This is a genomic window from Vitreoscilla massiliensis, assembly GCF_001457815.1.
Classification (GTDB): Bacteria; Pseudomonadota; Gammaproteobacteria; order Burkholderiales; family Neisseriaceae; genus Vitreoscilla; species Vitreoscilla massiliensis.
In genome coordinates, this window is sequence record NZ_LN898221.1 from 1,379,958 (window position 1) to 1,396,969 (window position 17,012).

Annotated in this window: 7 protein-coding genes; all 7 read right to left on the reverse strand. The window is 40.3% G+C overall.

Going from position 1 to position 17,012, the window contains the following annotated elements; genetic code table 11:
• Window positions 1–25: 25 nt before the first annotated feature.
• The gene (locus BN3003_RS18050) at window positions 26–11,953 is read right to left on the reverse strand and encodes a YadA-like family protein (protein ID WP_082625725.1); all 11,928 of its coding nucleotides are present in this window, start codon (window positions 11,951–11,953) and stop codon (window positions 26–28) included.
• A gap of 1,104 nt (window positions 11,954–13,057) precedes the next feature.
• Window positions 13,058–13,675, reverse strand: a complete 618-nt coding sequence (gene istB, locus BN3003_RS18055; RefSeq protein ID WP_342353784.1) for an IS21-like element helper ATPase IstB — start codon at window positions 13,673–13,675, stop codon at window positions 13,058–13,060.
• A gap of 94 nt (window positions 13,676–13,769) precedes the next feature.
• On the reverse strand, window positions 13,770–14,138 hold the full coding sequence (locus tag BN3003_RS18060; protein ID WP_147645465.1) for a Mu transposase domain-containing protein: 369 nt from the start codon (window positions 14,136–14,138) through the stop codon (window positions 13,770–13,772).
• 682 nt (window positions 14,139–14,820) lie between these two features.
• Window positions 14,821–15,105, reverse strand: a complete 285-nt coding sequence (locus BN3003_RS18065; protein ID WP_058358003.1) for a hypothetical protein — start codon at window positions 15,103–15,105, stop codon at window positions 14,821–14,823.
• A gap of 93 nt (window positions 15,106–15,198) precedes the next feature.
• On the reverse strand, window positions 15,199–15,564 hold the full coding sequence (locus tag BN3003_RS18070) for a hypothetical protein (RefSeq protein ID WP_058358004.1): 366 nt from the start codon (window positions 15,562–15,564) through the stop codon (window positions 15,199–15,201).
• Between the two features lie 135 nt (window positions 15,565–15,699).
• Window positions 15,700–16,158: a hypothetical protein gene (locus tag BN3003_RS18075; RefSeq protein ID WP_058358005.1), complete on the reverse strand. Its 459-nt coding sequence runs from the start codon at window positions 16,156–16,158 to the stop codon at window positions 15,700–15,702.
• Window positions 16,159–16,265: 107 nt separating this feature from the next.
• Window positions 16,266–16,895, reverse strand: a complete 630-nt coding sequence (locus BN3003_RS18080) for a DUF805 domain-containing protein (RefSeq protein WP_058358006.1) — start codon at window positions 16,893–16,895, stop codon at window positions 16,266–16,268.
• Between the last annotated feature and the right edge of the window lie 117 nt (window positions 16,896–17,012).

The window sequence follows — 17,012 nt, forward strand, 5'->3', positions numbered from 1 at the left end:
ACGTTATTTTTTAAAATCACATATATCAGCGCCATCTATAACCAACGCCAGCACCAACACTATAGTTTTTCTGTGAATTTGCAGTTCCTGAGGCCTTAATAATCCAGTTACCCCCATCAGAAATTGCTGAAACACCTAGTGCGTAACCAACTTCTCCTTCATAAATACCCGTAGCAATTGCTGCCACTCGAGAACCTGGCTCATATGCTTGCGGTAGATTTGCTATAGCAACAGCGGCTGCAATACCAGCATTTGCATTGTCTTCAACTGTATTGATTCTATTTTCTAATTTACCTGCAACTTGGTTTAACTGACCAACATTTACAGCATCGGTGACTTCAGAACCGGCACCTACGTTATGGATAGTATTTCCACCCATATCAATATTAGCGTCTTCTTTCACAGTAATATTATTATTCACAACAACACTATCAGCCTCAACAGTCCCAATTTTGATATTGTCCGAAAGGCTAACTTGCACACCATTGGAGGTTGTGACTGTTTTAATGTTACCGTCTCCTGTAATTGTGACAGTATCGCCTAGCTTCTTATTCACAGTACTACCTGAATCAGCACTGAAATTCAGACCTTTATCCAAAGTTTGATTAATATTAGTAATATCTGCTGTGTTTTGGGTCACCTTGTTGTTTGTTTCAAAAAGCTGGCTACCATTCACTGCCTCAGTACTGTTTTGACTAATTTCACCTTCACCAACGCCAGCAATAATCGTATTCCCTTTATTGTCAACTTTACTTTGGTCAATTGTTACAGACCCTACAGTAACTTGTTTAAAATTAACTTTATCAGCGGTAGCAACCTCATAAATCGTTTGGCCATCTTTACCAATACTGCTTTTCACTACCATATTATTGCCAGCAGTAACTTCTGTTTTAGATGCAGCAACATTGTGATTGATGTCACTTACCACAGTTTGCAGATCACCTACATTCACCGCATTGTTTAAATCCTTACCTGATACATCTGTAAGCTTATTTCCTCCTAATCCACTTGCAACCCCAGTAATTTGCTTATCACCCGCATCAATGCCATTTTTTGTAATGCTAGGACCATTAACAATGGTGATGCCATCTTTACTGATTGTGGTATCTCCCAGTATTACTTTACCGTTATCGCCATCAATAGTTACAGCATTATTGCCTGTACCCAATGTCACTTTACTTGCTAAGTCAACGGAAACATTATTACCATTATTAGTTATAATTAAATTGTTATCTCCGTTACTAAAATCAACAATATCACCGGGCTTCACATTACTGCTACTTGCGGAACCATTTGTTGTTAAATTCCACCCCTTATTAGCTGTATTATTTACATCTGTTAATTGATCCATATTGACGGCATCTTTACCATCTTTACCAGCAGTAACATTCGTAATACGTCCATCATCAGTGAAACTCACTCCATCTTTACCATTTACACCAACGAAGGTTAAACCTTGCTTACCATCAATTCCATTTTTACCAACAATGGACATTCCTGCACTTCCATCACTAGCAATAAAGTTTATAGAGGCATCTTTACCGTCTTTACCATTAATGACTAATCCTGAAAACTCAGGTCTATCCGCCATCTGTATTTGAATTCCATTACTATTCGAAATAGTTTGCAAATTTTGCGAACTGTAAGCACCGTTGACTGCACTGGAAGTATCCCAAGATAGTGTCTGCGACAGACTCACAGCATTAGCCCCTACAATCCCCAACGTTTCTCCCAGTTTTTTGGCTATCGATGTACCATGATTACCTGCAAAATAGATTGGTGAATTTGCCAAATCATCAATTGAATTATCAACATAGTTTTTATTCACAATGTGATCACCATCGGTAATGTCACCTGTGTAATACACATCACCTGCATTGTTCACAGTGAAGTTATTACCTAACTTGGTTTCACCTGTGGCATACAAGTTAGTGGTATTCACATTGGTGAAAGTCACATCATCTGCTGTCGCAACTTCAATACCACCATTTACTGCAGTGAGTTTGATATTACTACCAGTAACGAAATTGGCTGTGTTGTCAGCTTTATTGATGGTCTTAACATCCGAACCATCAATTTGTGTGACCACTGATTGCAATGCAGTGTCTGCATTCACCAAACTGTCTTTGGTATCTTGGCTTAAATCAACTACGTAGTCGGTTACATTGCTTGCATCTTTATTAGCTGCTGTAACACTCACAGCTGTAGAGCCTGCGCTGACTTTAGCGCCATCGGCATTGACGGTATAAATGGTTTGTCCATTGGTACCCGTAGATGAATCTACGCTGGCAACATTGGTACCTTTAATTACCTCTGTTTTAGCGGCTGCTGATGTTTGATCAACATAGTTTTTATTCACAATGTGATCACCATCGGTAATGTCACCTGTGTAATACACATCACCTGCATTGTTCACAGTGAAGTTATTACCTAACTTGGTTTCACCTGTGGCATACAAGTTAGTGGTATTCACATTGGTGAAAGTCACATCATCTGCTGTCGCAACTTCAATACCACCATTTACTGCAGTGAGTTTGATATTACTACCAGTAACGAAATTGGCTGTGTTGTCAGCTTTATTGATGGTCTTAACATCCGAACCATCAATTTGTGTGACCACTGATTGCAATGCAGTGTCTGCATTCACCAAACTGTCTTTGGTATCTTGGCTTAAATCAACTACGTAGTCGGTTACATTGCTTGCATCTTTATTAGCTGCTGTAACACTCACAGCTGTAGAGCCTGCGCTGACTTTAGCGCCATCGGCATTGACGGTATAAATGGTTTGTCCATTGGTACCCGTAGATGAATCTACGCTGGCAACATTGGTACCTTTAATTACCTCTGTTTTAGCGGCTGCTGATGTTTGATCAACATAGTTTTTATTCACAATGTGATCACCATCGGTAATGTCACCTGTGTAATACACATCACCTGCATTGTTCACAGTGAAGTTATTACCTAACTTGGTTTCACCTGTGGCATACAAGTTAGTGGTATTCACATTGGTGAAAGTCACATCATCTGCTGTCGCAACTTCAATACCACCATTTACTGCAGTGAGTTTGATATTACTACCAGTAACGAAATTGGCTGTGTTGTCAGCTTTATTGATGGTCTTAACATCCGAACCATCAATTTGTGTGACCACTGATTGCAATGCAGTGTCTGCATTCACCAAACTGTCTTTGGTATCTTGGCTTAAATCAACTACGTAGTCGGTTACATTGCTTGCATCTTTATTAGCTGCTGTAACACTCACAGCTGTAGAGCCTGCGCTGACTTTAGCGCCATCGGCATTGACGGTATAAATGGTTTGTCCATTGGTACCCGTAGATGAATCTACGCTGGCAACATTGGTACCTTTAATTACCTCTGTTTTAGCGGCTGCTGATGTTTGATCAACATAGTTTTTATTCACAATGTGATCACCATCGGTAATGTCACCTGTGTAATACACATCACCTGCATTGTTCACAGTGAAGTTATTACCTAACTTGGTTTCACCTGTGGCATACAAGTTAGTGGTATTCACATTGGTGAAAGTCACATCATCTGCTGTCGCAACTTCAATACCACCATTTACTGCAGTGAGTTTGATATTACTACCAGTAACGAAATTGGCTGTGTTGTCAGCTTTATTGATGGTCTTAACATCCGAACCATCAATTTGTGTGACCACTGATTGCAATGCAGTGTCTGCATTCACCAAACTGTCTTTGGTATCTTGGCTTAAATCAACTACGTAGTCGGTTACATTGCTTGCATCTTTATTAGCTGCTGTAACACTCACAGCTGTAGAGCCTGCGCTGACTTTAGCGCCATCGGCATTGACGGTATAAATGGTTTGTCCATTGGTACCCGTAGATGAATCTACGCTGGCAACATTGGTACCTTTAATTACCTCTGTTTTAGCGGCTGCTGATGTTTGATCAACATAGTTTTTATTCACAATGTGATCACCATCGGTAATGTCACCTGTGTAATACACATCACCTGCATTGTTCACAGTGAAGTTATTACCTAACTTGGTTTCACCTGTGGCATACAAGTTAGTGGTATTCACATTGGTGAAAGTCACATCATCTGCTGTCGCAACTTCAATACCACCATTTACTGCAGTGAGTTTGATATTACTACCAGTAACGAAATTGGCTGTGTTGTCAGCTTTATTGATGGTCTTAACATCCGAACCATCAATTTGTGTGACCACTGATTGCAATGCAGTGTCTGCATTCACCAAACTGTCTTTGGTATCTTGGCTTAAATCAACTACGTAGTCGGTTACATTGCTTGCATCTTTATTAGCTGCTGTAACACTCACAGCTGTAGAGCCTGCGCTGACTTTAGCGCCATCGGCATTGACGGTATAAATGGTTTGTCCATTGGTACCCGTAGATGAATCTACGCTGGCAACATTGGTACCTTTAATTACCTCTGTTTTAGCGGCTGCTGATGTTTGATCAACATAGTTTTTATTCACAATGTGATCACCATCGGTAATGTCACCTGTGTAATACACATCACCTGCATTGTTCACAGTGAAGTTATTACCTAACTTGGTTTCACCTGTGGCATACAAGTTAGTGGTATTCACATTGGTGAAAGTCACATCATCTGCTGTCGCAACTTCAATACCACCATTTACTGCAGTGAGTTTGATATTACTACCAGTAACGAAATTGGCTGTGTTGTCAGCTTTATTGATGGTCTTAACATCCGAACCATCAATTTGTGTGACCACTGATTGCAATGCAGTGTCTGCATTCACCAAACTGTCTTTGGTATCTTGGCTTAAATCAACTACGTAGTCGGTTACATTGCTTGCATCTTTATTAGCTGCTGTAACACTCACAGCTGTAGAGCCTGCGCTGACTTTAGCGCCATCGGCATTGACGGTATAAATGGTTTGTCCATTGGTACCCGTAGATGAATCTACGCTGGCAACATTGGTACCTTTAATTACCTCTGTTTTAGCGGCTGCTGATGTTTGATCAACATAGTTTTTATTCACAATGTGATCACCATCGGTAATGTCACCTGTGTAATACACATCACCTGCATTGTTCACAGTGAAGTTATTACCTAACTTGGTTTCACCTGTGGCATACAAGTTAGTGGTATTCACATTGGTGAAAGTCACATCATCTGCTGTCGCAACTTCAATACCACCATTTACTGCAGTGAGTTTGATATTACTACCAGTAACGAAATTGGCTGTGTTGTCAGCTTTATTGATGGTCTTAACATCCGAACCATCAATTTGTGTGACCACTGATTGCAATGCAGTGTCTGCATTCACCAAACTGTCTTTGGTATCTTGGCTTAAATCAACTACGTAGTCGGTTACATTGCTTGCATCTTTATTAGCTGCTGTAACACTCACAGCTGTAGAGCCTGCGCTGACTTTAGCGCCATCGGCATTGACGGTATAAATGGTTTGTCCATTGGTACCCGTAGATGAATCTACGCTGGCAACATTGGTACCTTTAATTACCTCTGTTTTAGCGGCTGCTGATGTTTGATCAACATAGTTTTTATTCACAATGTGATCACCATCGGTAATGTCACCTGTGTAATACACATCACCTGCATTGTTCACAGTGAAGTTATTACCTAACTTGGTTTCACCTGTGGCATACAAGTTAGTGGTATTCACATTGGTGAAAGTCACATCATCTGCTGTCGCAACTTCAATACCACCATTTACTGCAGTGAGTTTGATATTACTACCAGTAACGAAATTGGCTGTGTTGTCAGCTTTATTGATGGTCTTAACATCCGAACCATCAATTTGTGTGACCACTGATTGCAATGCAGTGTCTGCATTCACCAAACTGTCTTTGGTATCTTGGCTTAAATCAACTACGTAGTCGGTTACATTGCTTGCATCTTTATTAGCTGCTGTAACACTCACAGCTGTAGAGCCTGCGCTGACTTTAGCGCCATCGGCATTGACGGTATAAATGGTTTGTCCATTGGTACCCGTAGATGAATCTACGCTGGCAACATTGGTACCTTTAATTACCTCTGTTTTAGCGGCTGCTGATGTTTGATCAACATAGTTTTTATTCACAATGTGATCACCATCGGTAATGTCACCTGTGTAATACACATCACCTGCATTGTTCACAGTGAAGTTATTACCTAACTTGGTTTCACCTGTGGCATACAAGTTAGTGGTATTCACATTGGTGAAAGTCACATCATCTGCTGTCGCAACTTCAATACCACCATTTACTGCAGTGAGTTTGATATTACTACCAGTAACGAAATTGGCTGTGTTGTCAGCTTTATTGATGGTCTTAACATCCGAACCATCAATTTGTGTGACCACTGATTGCAATGCAGTGTCTGCATTCACCAAACTGTCTTTGGTATCTTGGCTTAAATCAACTACGTAGTCGGTTACATTGCTTGCATCTTTATTAGCTGCTGTAACACTCACAGCTGTAGAGCCTGCGCTGACTTTAGCGCCATCGGCATTGACGGTATAAATGGTTTGTCCATTGGTACCCGTAGATGAATCTACGCTGGCAACATTGGTACCTTTAATTACCTCTGTTTTAGCGGCTGCTGATGTTTGATCAACATAGTTTTTATTCACAATGTGATCACCATCGGTAATGTCACCTGTGTAATACACATCACCTGCATTGTTCACAGTGAAGTTATTACCTAACTTGGTTTCACCTGTGGCATACAAGTTAGTGGTATTCACATTGGTGAAAGTCACATCATCTGCTGTCGCAACTTCAATACCACCATTTACTGCAGTGAGTTTGATATTACTACCAGTAACGAAATTGGCTGTGTTGTCAGCTTTATTGATGGTCTTAACATCCGAACCATCAATTTGTGTGACCACTGATTGCAATGCAGTGTCTGCATTCACCAAACTGTCTTTGGTATCTTGGCTTAAATCAACTACGTAGTCGGTTACATTGCTTGCATCTTTATTAGCTGCTGTAACACTCACAGCTGTAGAGCCTGCGCTGACTTTAGCGCCATCGGCATTGACGGTATAAATGGTTTGTCCATTGGTACCCGTAGATGAATCTACGCTGGCAACATTGGTACCTTTAATTACCTCTGTTTTAGCGGCTGCTGATGTTTGATCAACATAGTTTTTATTCACAATGTGATCACCATCGGTAATGTCACCTGTGTAATACACATCACCTGCATTGTTCACAGTGAAGTTATTACCTAACTTGGTTTCACCTGTGGCATACAAGTTAGTGGTATTCACATTGGTGAAAGTCACATCATCTGCTGTCGCAACTTCAATACCACCATTTACTGCAGTGAGTTTGATATTACTACCAGTAACGAAATTGGCTGTGTTGTCAGCTTTATTGATGGTCTTAACATCCGAACCATCAATTTGTGTGACCACTGATTGCAATGCAGTGTCTGCATTCACCAAACTGTCTTTGGTATCTTGGCTTAAATCAACTACGTAGTCGGTTACATTGCTTGCATCTTTATTAGCTGCTGTAACACTCACAGCTGTAGAGCCTGCGCTGACTTTAGCGCCATCGGCATTGACGGTATAAATGGTTTGTCCATTGGTACCCGTAGATGAATCTACGCTGGCAACATTGGTACCTTTAATTACCTCTGTTTTAGCGGCTGCTGATGTTTGATCAACATAGTTTTTATTCACAATGTGATCACCATCGGTAATGTCACCTGTGTAATACACATCACCTGCATTGTTCACAGTGAAGTTATTACCTAACTTGGTTTCACCTGTGGCATACAAGTTAGTGGTATTCACATTGGTGAAAGTCACATCATCTGCTGTCGCAACTTCAATACCACCATTTACTGCAGTGAGTTTGATATTACTACCAGTAACGAAATTGGCTGTGTTGTCAGCTTTATTGATGGTCTTAACATCCGAACCATCAATTTGTGTGACCACTGATTGCAATGCAGTGTCTGCATTCACCAAACTGTCTTTGGTATCTTGGCTTAAATCAACTACGTAGTCGGTTACATTGCTTGCATCTTTATTAGCTGCTGTAACACTCACAGCTGTAGAGCCTGCGCTGACTTTAGCGCCATCGGCATTGACGGTATAAATGGTTTGTCCATTGGTACCCGTAGATGAATCTACGCTGGCAACATTGGTACCTTTAATTACCTCTGTTTTAGCGGCTGCTGATGTTTGATCAACATAGTTTTTATTCACAATGTGATCACCATCGGTAATGTCACCTGTGTAATACACATCACCTGCATTGTTCACAGTGAAGTTATTACCTAACTTGGTTTCACCTGTGGCATACAAGTTAGTGGTATTCACATTGGTGAAAGTCACATCATCTGCTGTCGCAACTTCAATACCACCATTTACTGCAGTGAGTTTGATATTACTACCAGTAACGAAATTGGCTGTGTTGTCAGCTTTATTGATGGTCTTAACATCCGAACCATCAATTTGTGTGACCACTGATTGCAATGCAGTGTCTGCATTCACCAAACTGTCTTTGGTATCTTGGCTTAAATCAACTACGTAGTCGGTTACATTGCTTGCATCTTTATTAGCTGCTGTAACACTCACAGCTGTAGAGCCTGCGCTGACTTTAGCGCCATCGGCATTGACGGTATAAATGGTTTGTCCATTGGTACCCGTAGATGAATCTACGCTGGCAACATTGGTACCTTTAATTACCTCTGTTTTAGCGGCTGCTGATGTTTGATCAACATAGTTTTTATTCACAATGTGATCACCATCGGTAATGTCACCTGTGTAATACACATCACCTGCATTGTTCACAGTGAAGTTATTACCTAACTTGGTTTCACCTGTGGCATACAAGTTAGTGGTATTCACATTGGTGAAAGTCACATCATCTGCTGTCGCAACTTCAATACCACCATTTACTGCAGTGAGTTTGATATTACTACCAGTAACGAAATTGGCTGTGTTGTCAGCTTTATTGATGGTCTTAACATCCGAACCATCAATTTGTGTGACCACTGATTGCAATGCAGTGTCTGCATTCACCAAACTGTCTTTGGTATCTTGGCTTAAATCAACTACGTAGTCGGTTACATTGCTTGCATCTTTATTAGCTGCTGTAACACTCACAGCTGTAGAGCCTGCGCTGACTTTAGCGCCATCGGCATTGACGGTATAAATGGTTTGTCCATTGGTACCCGTAGATGAATCTACGCTGGCAACATTGGTACCTTTAATTACCTCTGTTTTAGCGGCTGCTGATGTTTGATCAACATAGTTTTTATTCACAATGTGATCACCATCGGTAATGTCACCTGTGTAATACACATCACCTGCATTGTTCACAGTGAAGTTATTACCTAACTTGGTTTCACCTGTGGCATACAAGTTAGTGGTATTCACATTGGTGAAAGTCACATCATCTGCTGTCGCAACTTCAATACCACCATTTACTGCAGTGAGTTTGATATTACTACCAGTAACGAAATTGGCTGTGTTGTCAGCTTTATTGATGGTCTTAACATCCGAACCATCAATTTGTGTGACCACTGATTGCAATGCAGTGTCTGCATTCACCAAACTGTCTTTGGTATCTTGGCTTAAATCAACTACGTAGTCGGTTACATTGCTTGCATCTTTATTAGCTGCTGTAACACTCACAGCTGTAGAGCCTGCGCTGACTTTAGCGCCATCGGCATTGACGGTATAAATGGTTTGTCCATTGGTACCCGTAGATGAATCTACGCTGGCAACATTGGTACCTTTAATTACCTCTGTTTTAGCGGCTGCTGATGTTTGATCAACATAGTTTTTATTCACAATGTGATCACCATCGGTAATGTCACCTGTGTAATACACATCACCTGCATTGTTCACAGTGAAGTTATTACCTAACTTGGTTTCACCTGTGGCATACAAGTTAGTGGTATTCACATTGGTGAAAGTCACATCATCTGCTGTCGCAACTTCAATACCACCATTTACTGCAGTGAGTTTGATATTACTACCAGTAACGAAATTGGCTGTGTTGTCAGCTTTATTGATGGTCTTAACATCCGAACCATCAATTTGTGTGACCACTGATTGCAATGCAGTGTCTGCATTCACCAAACTGTCTTTGGTATCTTGGCTTAAATCAACTACGTAGTCGGTTACATTGCTTGCATCTTTATTAGCTGCTGTAACACTCACAGCTGTAGAGCCTGCGCTGACTTTAGCGCCATCGGCATTGACGGTATAAATGGTTTGACCATTGGTACCCGTAGATGAATCTACGCTGGCAACATTGGTACCTTTAATTACCTCTGTTTTAGCGGCTGCTGATGTTTGATCAACATAGTTTTTATTCACAATGTGATCACCATCGGTAATGTCACCTGTGTAATACACATCACCTGCATTGTTCACAGTGAAGTTATTACCTAACTTGGTTTCACCTGTGGCATACAAGTTAGTGGTATTCACATTGGTGAAAGTCACATCATCTGCTGTTGCAACAATATATTTAGTACTTCCATCATTATTTACATTTGGCGTTACTTTAATATTACTACCTTCAATAACTTCAGTTTTAACTGAAGCTATTGCTTCATGAACAGTATTTTTACCAGTTCCGCCAATATCACTCATGGAAATATCGCCATCCAGATTTAACTCTGCATCTCCACCCAATATATTTGCCACACTGTTAGCAACATTGCCTAAAGCTAAATTAGTTGCATATAACTGGCTACCATTGATTGCATCAGTGCTTAACGCCGAAATATTTCCAGAACCTACATTTTTAATTTGTCGCTCTTGGCCAATCGAACCAACTGAAACTTGTTTTCCACTATCTGAAACCTGACCGGCAAATGCGCCATAGGAAATGCCATTTAAACTAGTTGATACAACTTTTGTAGCATTGGTTGTTGTAGTTGAGTACGCTCCAAGAGCAATTGCATTACTCTTAGAAACTTCAGCGAAACGTCCCAAAGCAACTGCATCCTCAGCCCAATTAAGAACTTTTGAAGAGTTTCCTATTGCAACTGCACCTTTGCTACCATAATGAGTATATGAATCTGATCCAATTGCTATCGCACCATCTACTTTTAAAGTACCAGGTTGATCAGCAACTGCATTTGCACCCAGAGCTATACCATAAGCATAGCCCGTTGCTCCAGTGCCAATAGCAATAGCATCCGTGTCCGCTCCTGACCCCCCTTGGGCGCCAGTACCTATAACAATATCATTAATTTGATTAGCTTTTGTGTGTGCACCCAATGCAATTGAATTAGCACTTGTAGCTAAAGATGCAGATCCAATTGCGATTGCATCTTCACCATTAGCTATAGTACGACTACTTCCCCAACCCAATGTACCAATAGATCCAATTGCAATTGCACGAGATCCACTGGCTTGCGCAGATGCCCCTACAGCCACAGAACCATCCGAAGTTGCCGCAGTAGCAGTACCAATAGCAACTGATACCGTTCCAATAGCCGCACTTTCTCGCCCAAAAGCTAAGCTAGAAATTCCTGTTGCCGTTGTTCTATTTCCTATTGCAGTTCCTGAATTAGAACTATAGCTATATGGGCCTATTGCAATCCCTCCCCCATATCCGATACTACCAGACACAGTTTGAGCATTGGCACCAATCGCTATAGAAGAACGATCATTTGCATTTGCACTATAACCAATAGCAGTAGAGCCATTCCCATATAACGTCCCACTTTTCCAAAATGCATAAGGATTATTCCAATAATTCAATCCCAAATTAGTATCATTTGCTATAGCATCTTGTCCTAGTTGGATACCGGCTCCAGAACCTGTGACTGTAACCGTTTGTGCAGCGAATGATTGCTCTGACAAAAGTAAGCTAATTAAACTGAATGCAACCAATTTTACCGTCTTACTCTTTTTTTTACTTTTACCCAACTCTGATACAGCTACCCAACTTTTTGTAGTTTCATTCCAAACACTTTTATAAACTTTATTCATTGATCTAACCCTGCTAAAAATTTAAGTTAAACTCTAATACCAATCTGTTATGCGAGTTGAATAAAATTTTAGCAACAGTTATAAAGAACTCTCAAATATTCATAATAAAGTTTTATATGTAAACAATTTATTTATTACAAACCCCCCCACTTAAACTACCAAATTTAATTACAACATACTGATTTATAAATAATTTTAAAAAAATATAGTATAAGGAAATTTCAAATAAATTATTATTAATATATTTATAATTAGTAAGATACCAAATATTGCCTAATAAATATCGAAATATAATTTCAATATTCATAATTATTAACTTACGATGCTTTAATTTATTTTACTAATAGTGTAGAAACTATCATAAAAAATATTAGCTTCCGTCTATATAACCAAAAGGACTAATGCCACCAAGATTTCTCTATATATTTTTATTTTTAACAAAATCATAAAGATAGAATATTTACAACATACAACACTTTCTATATTTTCATTTATATAAATATATTAATAAAAAAATATAGCCTATTTTTTTGTTATCTTTTTTACAACATACTTTAACTTTAAATATTGAGCAAATACATTAAAACCATTTAATTACATATAGTTAATTAATAACTCTAATTGTATTTAATATGTTTTATCTTCAGTATTAGTTCTACAAATTTCAATACCAAATTAAAATCTTGTTAATACATACTATTTATTGAAGGCTTTAAATAGTGTTTAAGATCAGCATGAAAGCTGAAGCTGGCCATAAGTTTAATGAAATGCTTTATTGTTAGTCCCCCTACCATTGTTAATTCCCCTTTTCATTGGTCTTTCTGGTTCGACAAAACAAGCAGTGATGTATTCAACTTATTTTTATAATGAGGTTACCTTCAAACCATATTGCATGGAGCTTTTCGAACATAAGGCTTACAGAACTATTCTCTTGATTATTGCTCAACCCAACCAAAGACAAAAAATGGCGTCCTGTACATTACAGGACGCCTTTTAAAACCCTTTTTTCCATACATGGTCTCACTCTACGATAAAATTCAGACTGTTCAGCTGTCAAATATGGTTTAAAAGTGTGCCACTGTTATGGTCTAAAAGTGGTCCACTTTAAGAGCGGTTTTTGAACCGGTAAGACTCATTTCCCGTCTCAAATATTTCACAGTGATGTACCAATCTGTCTAACAAAGCTGCCGTCATTTTTTCATCAGCAAACAGATTGACCCACTCACTGAAAGCCAAGTTGGTGGTAATCATTAAGCTGGTTTGTTCATGCAGTTGACTGATTAAATGAAACAGCAAAGCCCCTCCTTTTTGACTGAAGGGTAAATAACCCAACTCATCCAGAATCACCAAATCATAACGATTTTGCTGTGCTGTCAGTTTCAGTTCACCACTGTTCTTGTCTTGTTCTAATTTATTGACCAGATCCAACACATTCCAGAATCTGACTTTGTATCCCATCGTAGCGGCCTGTATCCCCAGCGAGGTGGCAATGTGGGTTTTGCCTGTACCTGGCCCTCCCACCAAGACCACATTGCGCTTTTGTTCGATGTAGTGACCATCGTTCAGCAGCTCAATTGTGGGTTGATGCAGAGGACTTTGTTCGAAGTCGAAATCCGTGAGTGATTTGCTCTGTGGGAATTTGGCCTGAGCAATGCGGTATTGAATGCTGCGAGTGTGTCTGGCCAATTGTTCTACATTCAAGAGCCGGCTTAAGATATCCAGTGTAGAGCGCTTTCAGCGAATGCCATCTACCATGATTTCATCCCAATTCTCCATCATGGCATTGAGTTTTAATTGGCCAAGCAGCACCATCAACTCATCCCTTTGCATAAGACCCTTTCGTTAATAAACTGTCGTATTGCTGGCAATTAACGCTGGTGCGCAAAGTACCTGGTTTGCGTTCCAGTAAGTCCAAATAGTGCAAGGGCTGGTAACTGATGCCGCTGCGTTGAAAGCTGCGTGTGTATTCTGCAAGCAATTGCGATCTATTGGTTAAACGGATGGTGTGGGCAGTAATGGCTTTGCCCACACAAGCAACAGGTACACAGTATTGGTGGTCATCAATGCGCACCAATGATTGACTGTTGACCCGCAACACCTCCAGTCTCAAACCCAAATAACGCCGGTAAGTGTTCAGTGCCAAACGCACTTGCTGGAATGCTTGAGATAAATTTAATCCCGTCATTTCTGGATGTTTGCTGCCCTCCATCAACCTTAAACACTGTTACTTAAATAGGTATTGAGTTCATGCAGTGAGTGAAAGGCCAACATGGATTGATTTCGATTTTGAAACTAAATTATGGAACATTCCTGCAGAACACATGAAGCAAAATCGGCCATTCACAATAACTCTACCGATCTAGGCTTGTGAAATCTTACTTGATTTACAATCATTAAATGGTCAGTCTGAATTTGTATTTCCTGCTTCTAAGAAAGGCGGGTCGATTCAAGATTATTCACTTCGATATAGGCACCGTTAGCACTCTAATAAGCTCTGGGACGACCACTTAAACCACATTTAGGTTAGTATTGAGAAATGAAGAATGTGCGAATGTTTTTACCTGTAGCATCTGTAAAAGCCTTATTGGCTTGATTACAGTCATTCTTAGCCAAGTAAGCCAATGCATACTTCACATTATTAATCTTATCAGCCTCGCTGTAATGCACCATTCCAGCTTTACATTTCTAAATTTCACACTGCCATTTAGGCCAACTTTAAACAAAAAAAATATTGGTAATGTACAAATGGACATACGCAACAGTAGTTGCGTATGTCTATTTGTTCGTAAAAGCAGCCAGTGTCTAAAACATCAACCTACATGTAGAAACTACCGTGTATGGTCTTTTCACATGCTCACTGGTTTAAATTACTGATCGTATTCTTTAGCTGCAATGGCTTCTAATTTGCGAGTATAAGCACGACAACCCTGTGAACGGCTTTTTTCACACATGCGCTCCAGCTTATTGCATGGAGTTACATCTAATCCGTAACAAATTTGTGCGGATTGTGCAGTGGCAGACAGGACTTTAGGCACAGTAACATTGTATTCACGTTTCATCATGTTTCTGAATGCGGCAGTGGTTTCTACCGATTCTGCAAAAACCAATGCATTACATGCCAATAAAATGCTGGTTAAAATAAGTTTTTTCATAGCTACTCTTTTCATTAAATTAAAGATAAAAGTTGAGGTGTTAAGCCAGCCTACTGGCTACTTGCTTGTACCAAGCAGGGGTAATCTCTGAAACTACCAAGCACAAACCTTAAAATCGCTTCCTACCCAACAGGCTTTTTGATTTTGTGAGCGCGTTGCTTCACCCCAGCGTGAATTATGACCACCTGAAAGTGAGCCTCGTACTTCTGCATGATTGCGCTCAGTGATATAAACACTGACATCCATAATGTTTCTAAACAGTGGCTTGTTCGGGCTCTGGCTCATCAAAGTAAAAGACCCTCCAGCACTGGGAATAAACGTACATTTTCCTTTAAATGCAGTTCGCCCGTTTTCATCAATCTGACATGTGGCGGATTTAGGTGCAGCAACCACCATATTGCTGTGTGCCAAGATACTGATACCCATTAAAAGCACCGCTATTTTTGTTTTCAATTTCATTTCCCTTTGCTGATGAGCTCTCGGTTAAAGACAGAATAAAGTCAGCAGTGGACAGGATGTGTTCACTGCGGTTATTAAATATGTGGCTTTTTATGTTGCGGATGTAAACTATGTACTGTGATATGGGTGGCTACATTACATGTCGGTAATGTAACCATCATTGCTAGGGCTGCAATTGCGCTCAAACCCAGCTAAATCGATTCCTGCTTTCATGCGGTTGGTTTCTTTGTTGGGATTGACGGGGTAATCCACTAGCTTGATGTCCAAATTGATGACATCACCTATGTTGGCATTCAATGTCCCACAATTGGCTTCTTTCAAATAATGGACATAAACCCCTGTCTCAATGTCTTGCAGTTGGAAATACCATGGCCCAGACCCCAGCGGCGATTTAACGTGCAAGATTTTAAAATCACGGGGCTTAAAAGTTGAGTAGCTTAATTGATCGTAAAGCGGTTTGAAGCCTTCGTTTACCTCAACGTATTTGAGTGAGTCAGGCAACATGATGTCTTGCTGTTCGAGTTTCCTGGCAAAATCTTCACCACAAGCACTCAGCCCAATTGCCATTAGAATGGCTAAAAAATATTTCTTCATGATAAAAATCTTTCTGAAAGAGTTAAAAGTAAAGTGCGACCACAGCTGTCTTAATGCTTAAGTCAGCCGCAGTGCTTGCTTTAAATAGAGATATTGAAATGTCAGAATTAAGCTGGCTCACCAAAGCGGTTCTCACCCTCACTGCTGGTCAAGCTGAACAACACGATTAAGGCGATGGTGCCAAAGATGGGAATAAGACCCAATAACAGCCACCAGCCTGATTTATCAGTGTCGTGTAAGCGTCTGGCACTGACCGCCAATTGAGGGATGACCATGCCCAATGCAAAAATCACAAAAGGCAGAGCCAATAACAGGCCGAGGTTGTCAGAGATGGCAAAACCCAAGGTGTAGAGCAATTGCAGCGCAAATGAAATCAACACACTGAACAACATCACGGCCCAAAACTCTTTGCGAGATGCCCGACCATTGAACAACAGGTATTTGTGTTTCACGGCACTGATGGCCAAATCCAATAAAGATGGCTCTTTGTTAACTATGGCTTTAAACGGCTTGGCTTTGATAGTGGGTGTCGCAGCTTGAATTTGTGGCACGGTTTGCGCCAACAAATAGACACCTTTGGCATATTGACCAGCCGCTTCAAAATCCACCACCACATCACGCAGCGGGAAGCTTTGCTCTTGCCATTCGCTGGTAACAAGCAAATAGCGTTGTCCATCGTCTCCTAAAATCAAACCGCCGCCTTTTTGGATGGAGAAATCCAAAACTTTTCCTTTCATATGCATTTCCCTTAGCGAGTAAATCGGTATTCGCACAAACAATGTGCTCAAAGTGTGGGCATTGAGCCCAACGATTCAAGATGAAAATCCACCTAATAGGACTATATAAGTTGAATT

Excerpts from the sequence above, each read along its gene's own strand:
- BN3003_RS18050 (WP_082625725.1), bottom strand. The coding sequence starts at position 11,953 with ATGAATAAAGTTTATAAAAGTGTTTGGAATGAAACTACAAAAAGTTGG.
- BN3003_RS18060 (WP_147645465.1), bottom strand. The coding sequence starts at position 14,138 with ATGACGGGATTAAATTTATCTCAAGCATTCCAGCAAGTGCGTTTGGCA.
- BN3003_RS18065 (WP_058358003.1), bottom strand. The coding sequence starts at position 15,105 with ATGAAAAAACTTATTTTAACCAGCATTTTATTGGCATGTAATGCATTG.
- BN3003_RS18070 (WP_058358004.1), bottom strand. The coding sequence starts at position 15,564 with ATGAAATTGAAAACAAAAATAGCGGTGCTTTTAATGGGTATCAGTATC.
- BN3003_RS18075 (WP_058358005.1), bottom strand. The coding sequence starts at position 16,158 with ATGAAGAAATATTTTTTAGCCATTCTAATGGCAATTGGGCTGAGTGCT.
- BN3003_RS18080 (WP_058358006.1), bottom strand. The coding sequence starts at position 16,895 with ATGAAAGGAAAAGTTTTGGATTTCTCCATCCAAAAAGGCGGCGGTTTG.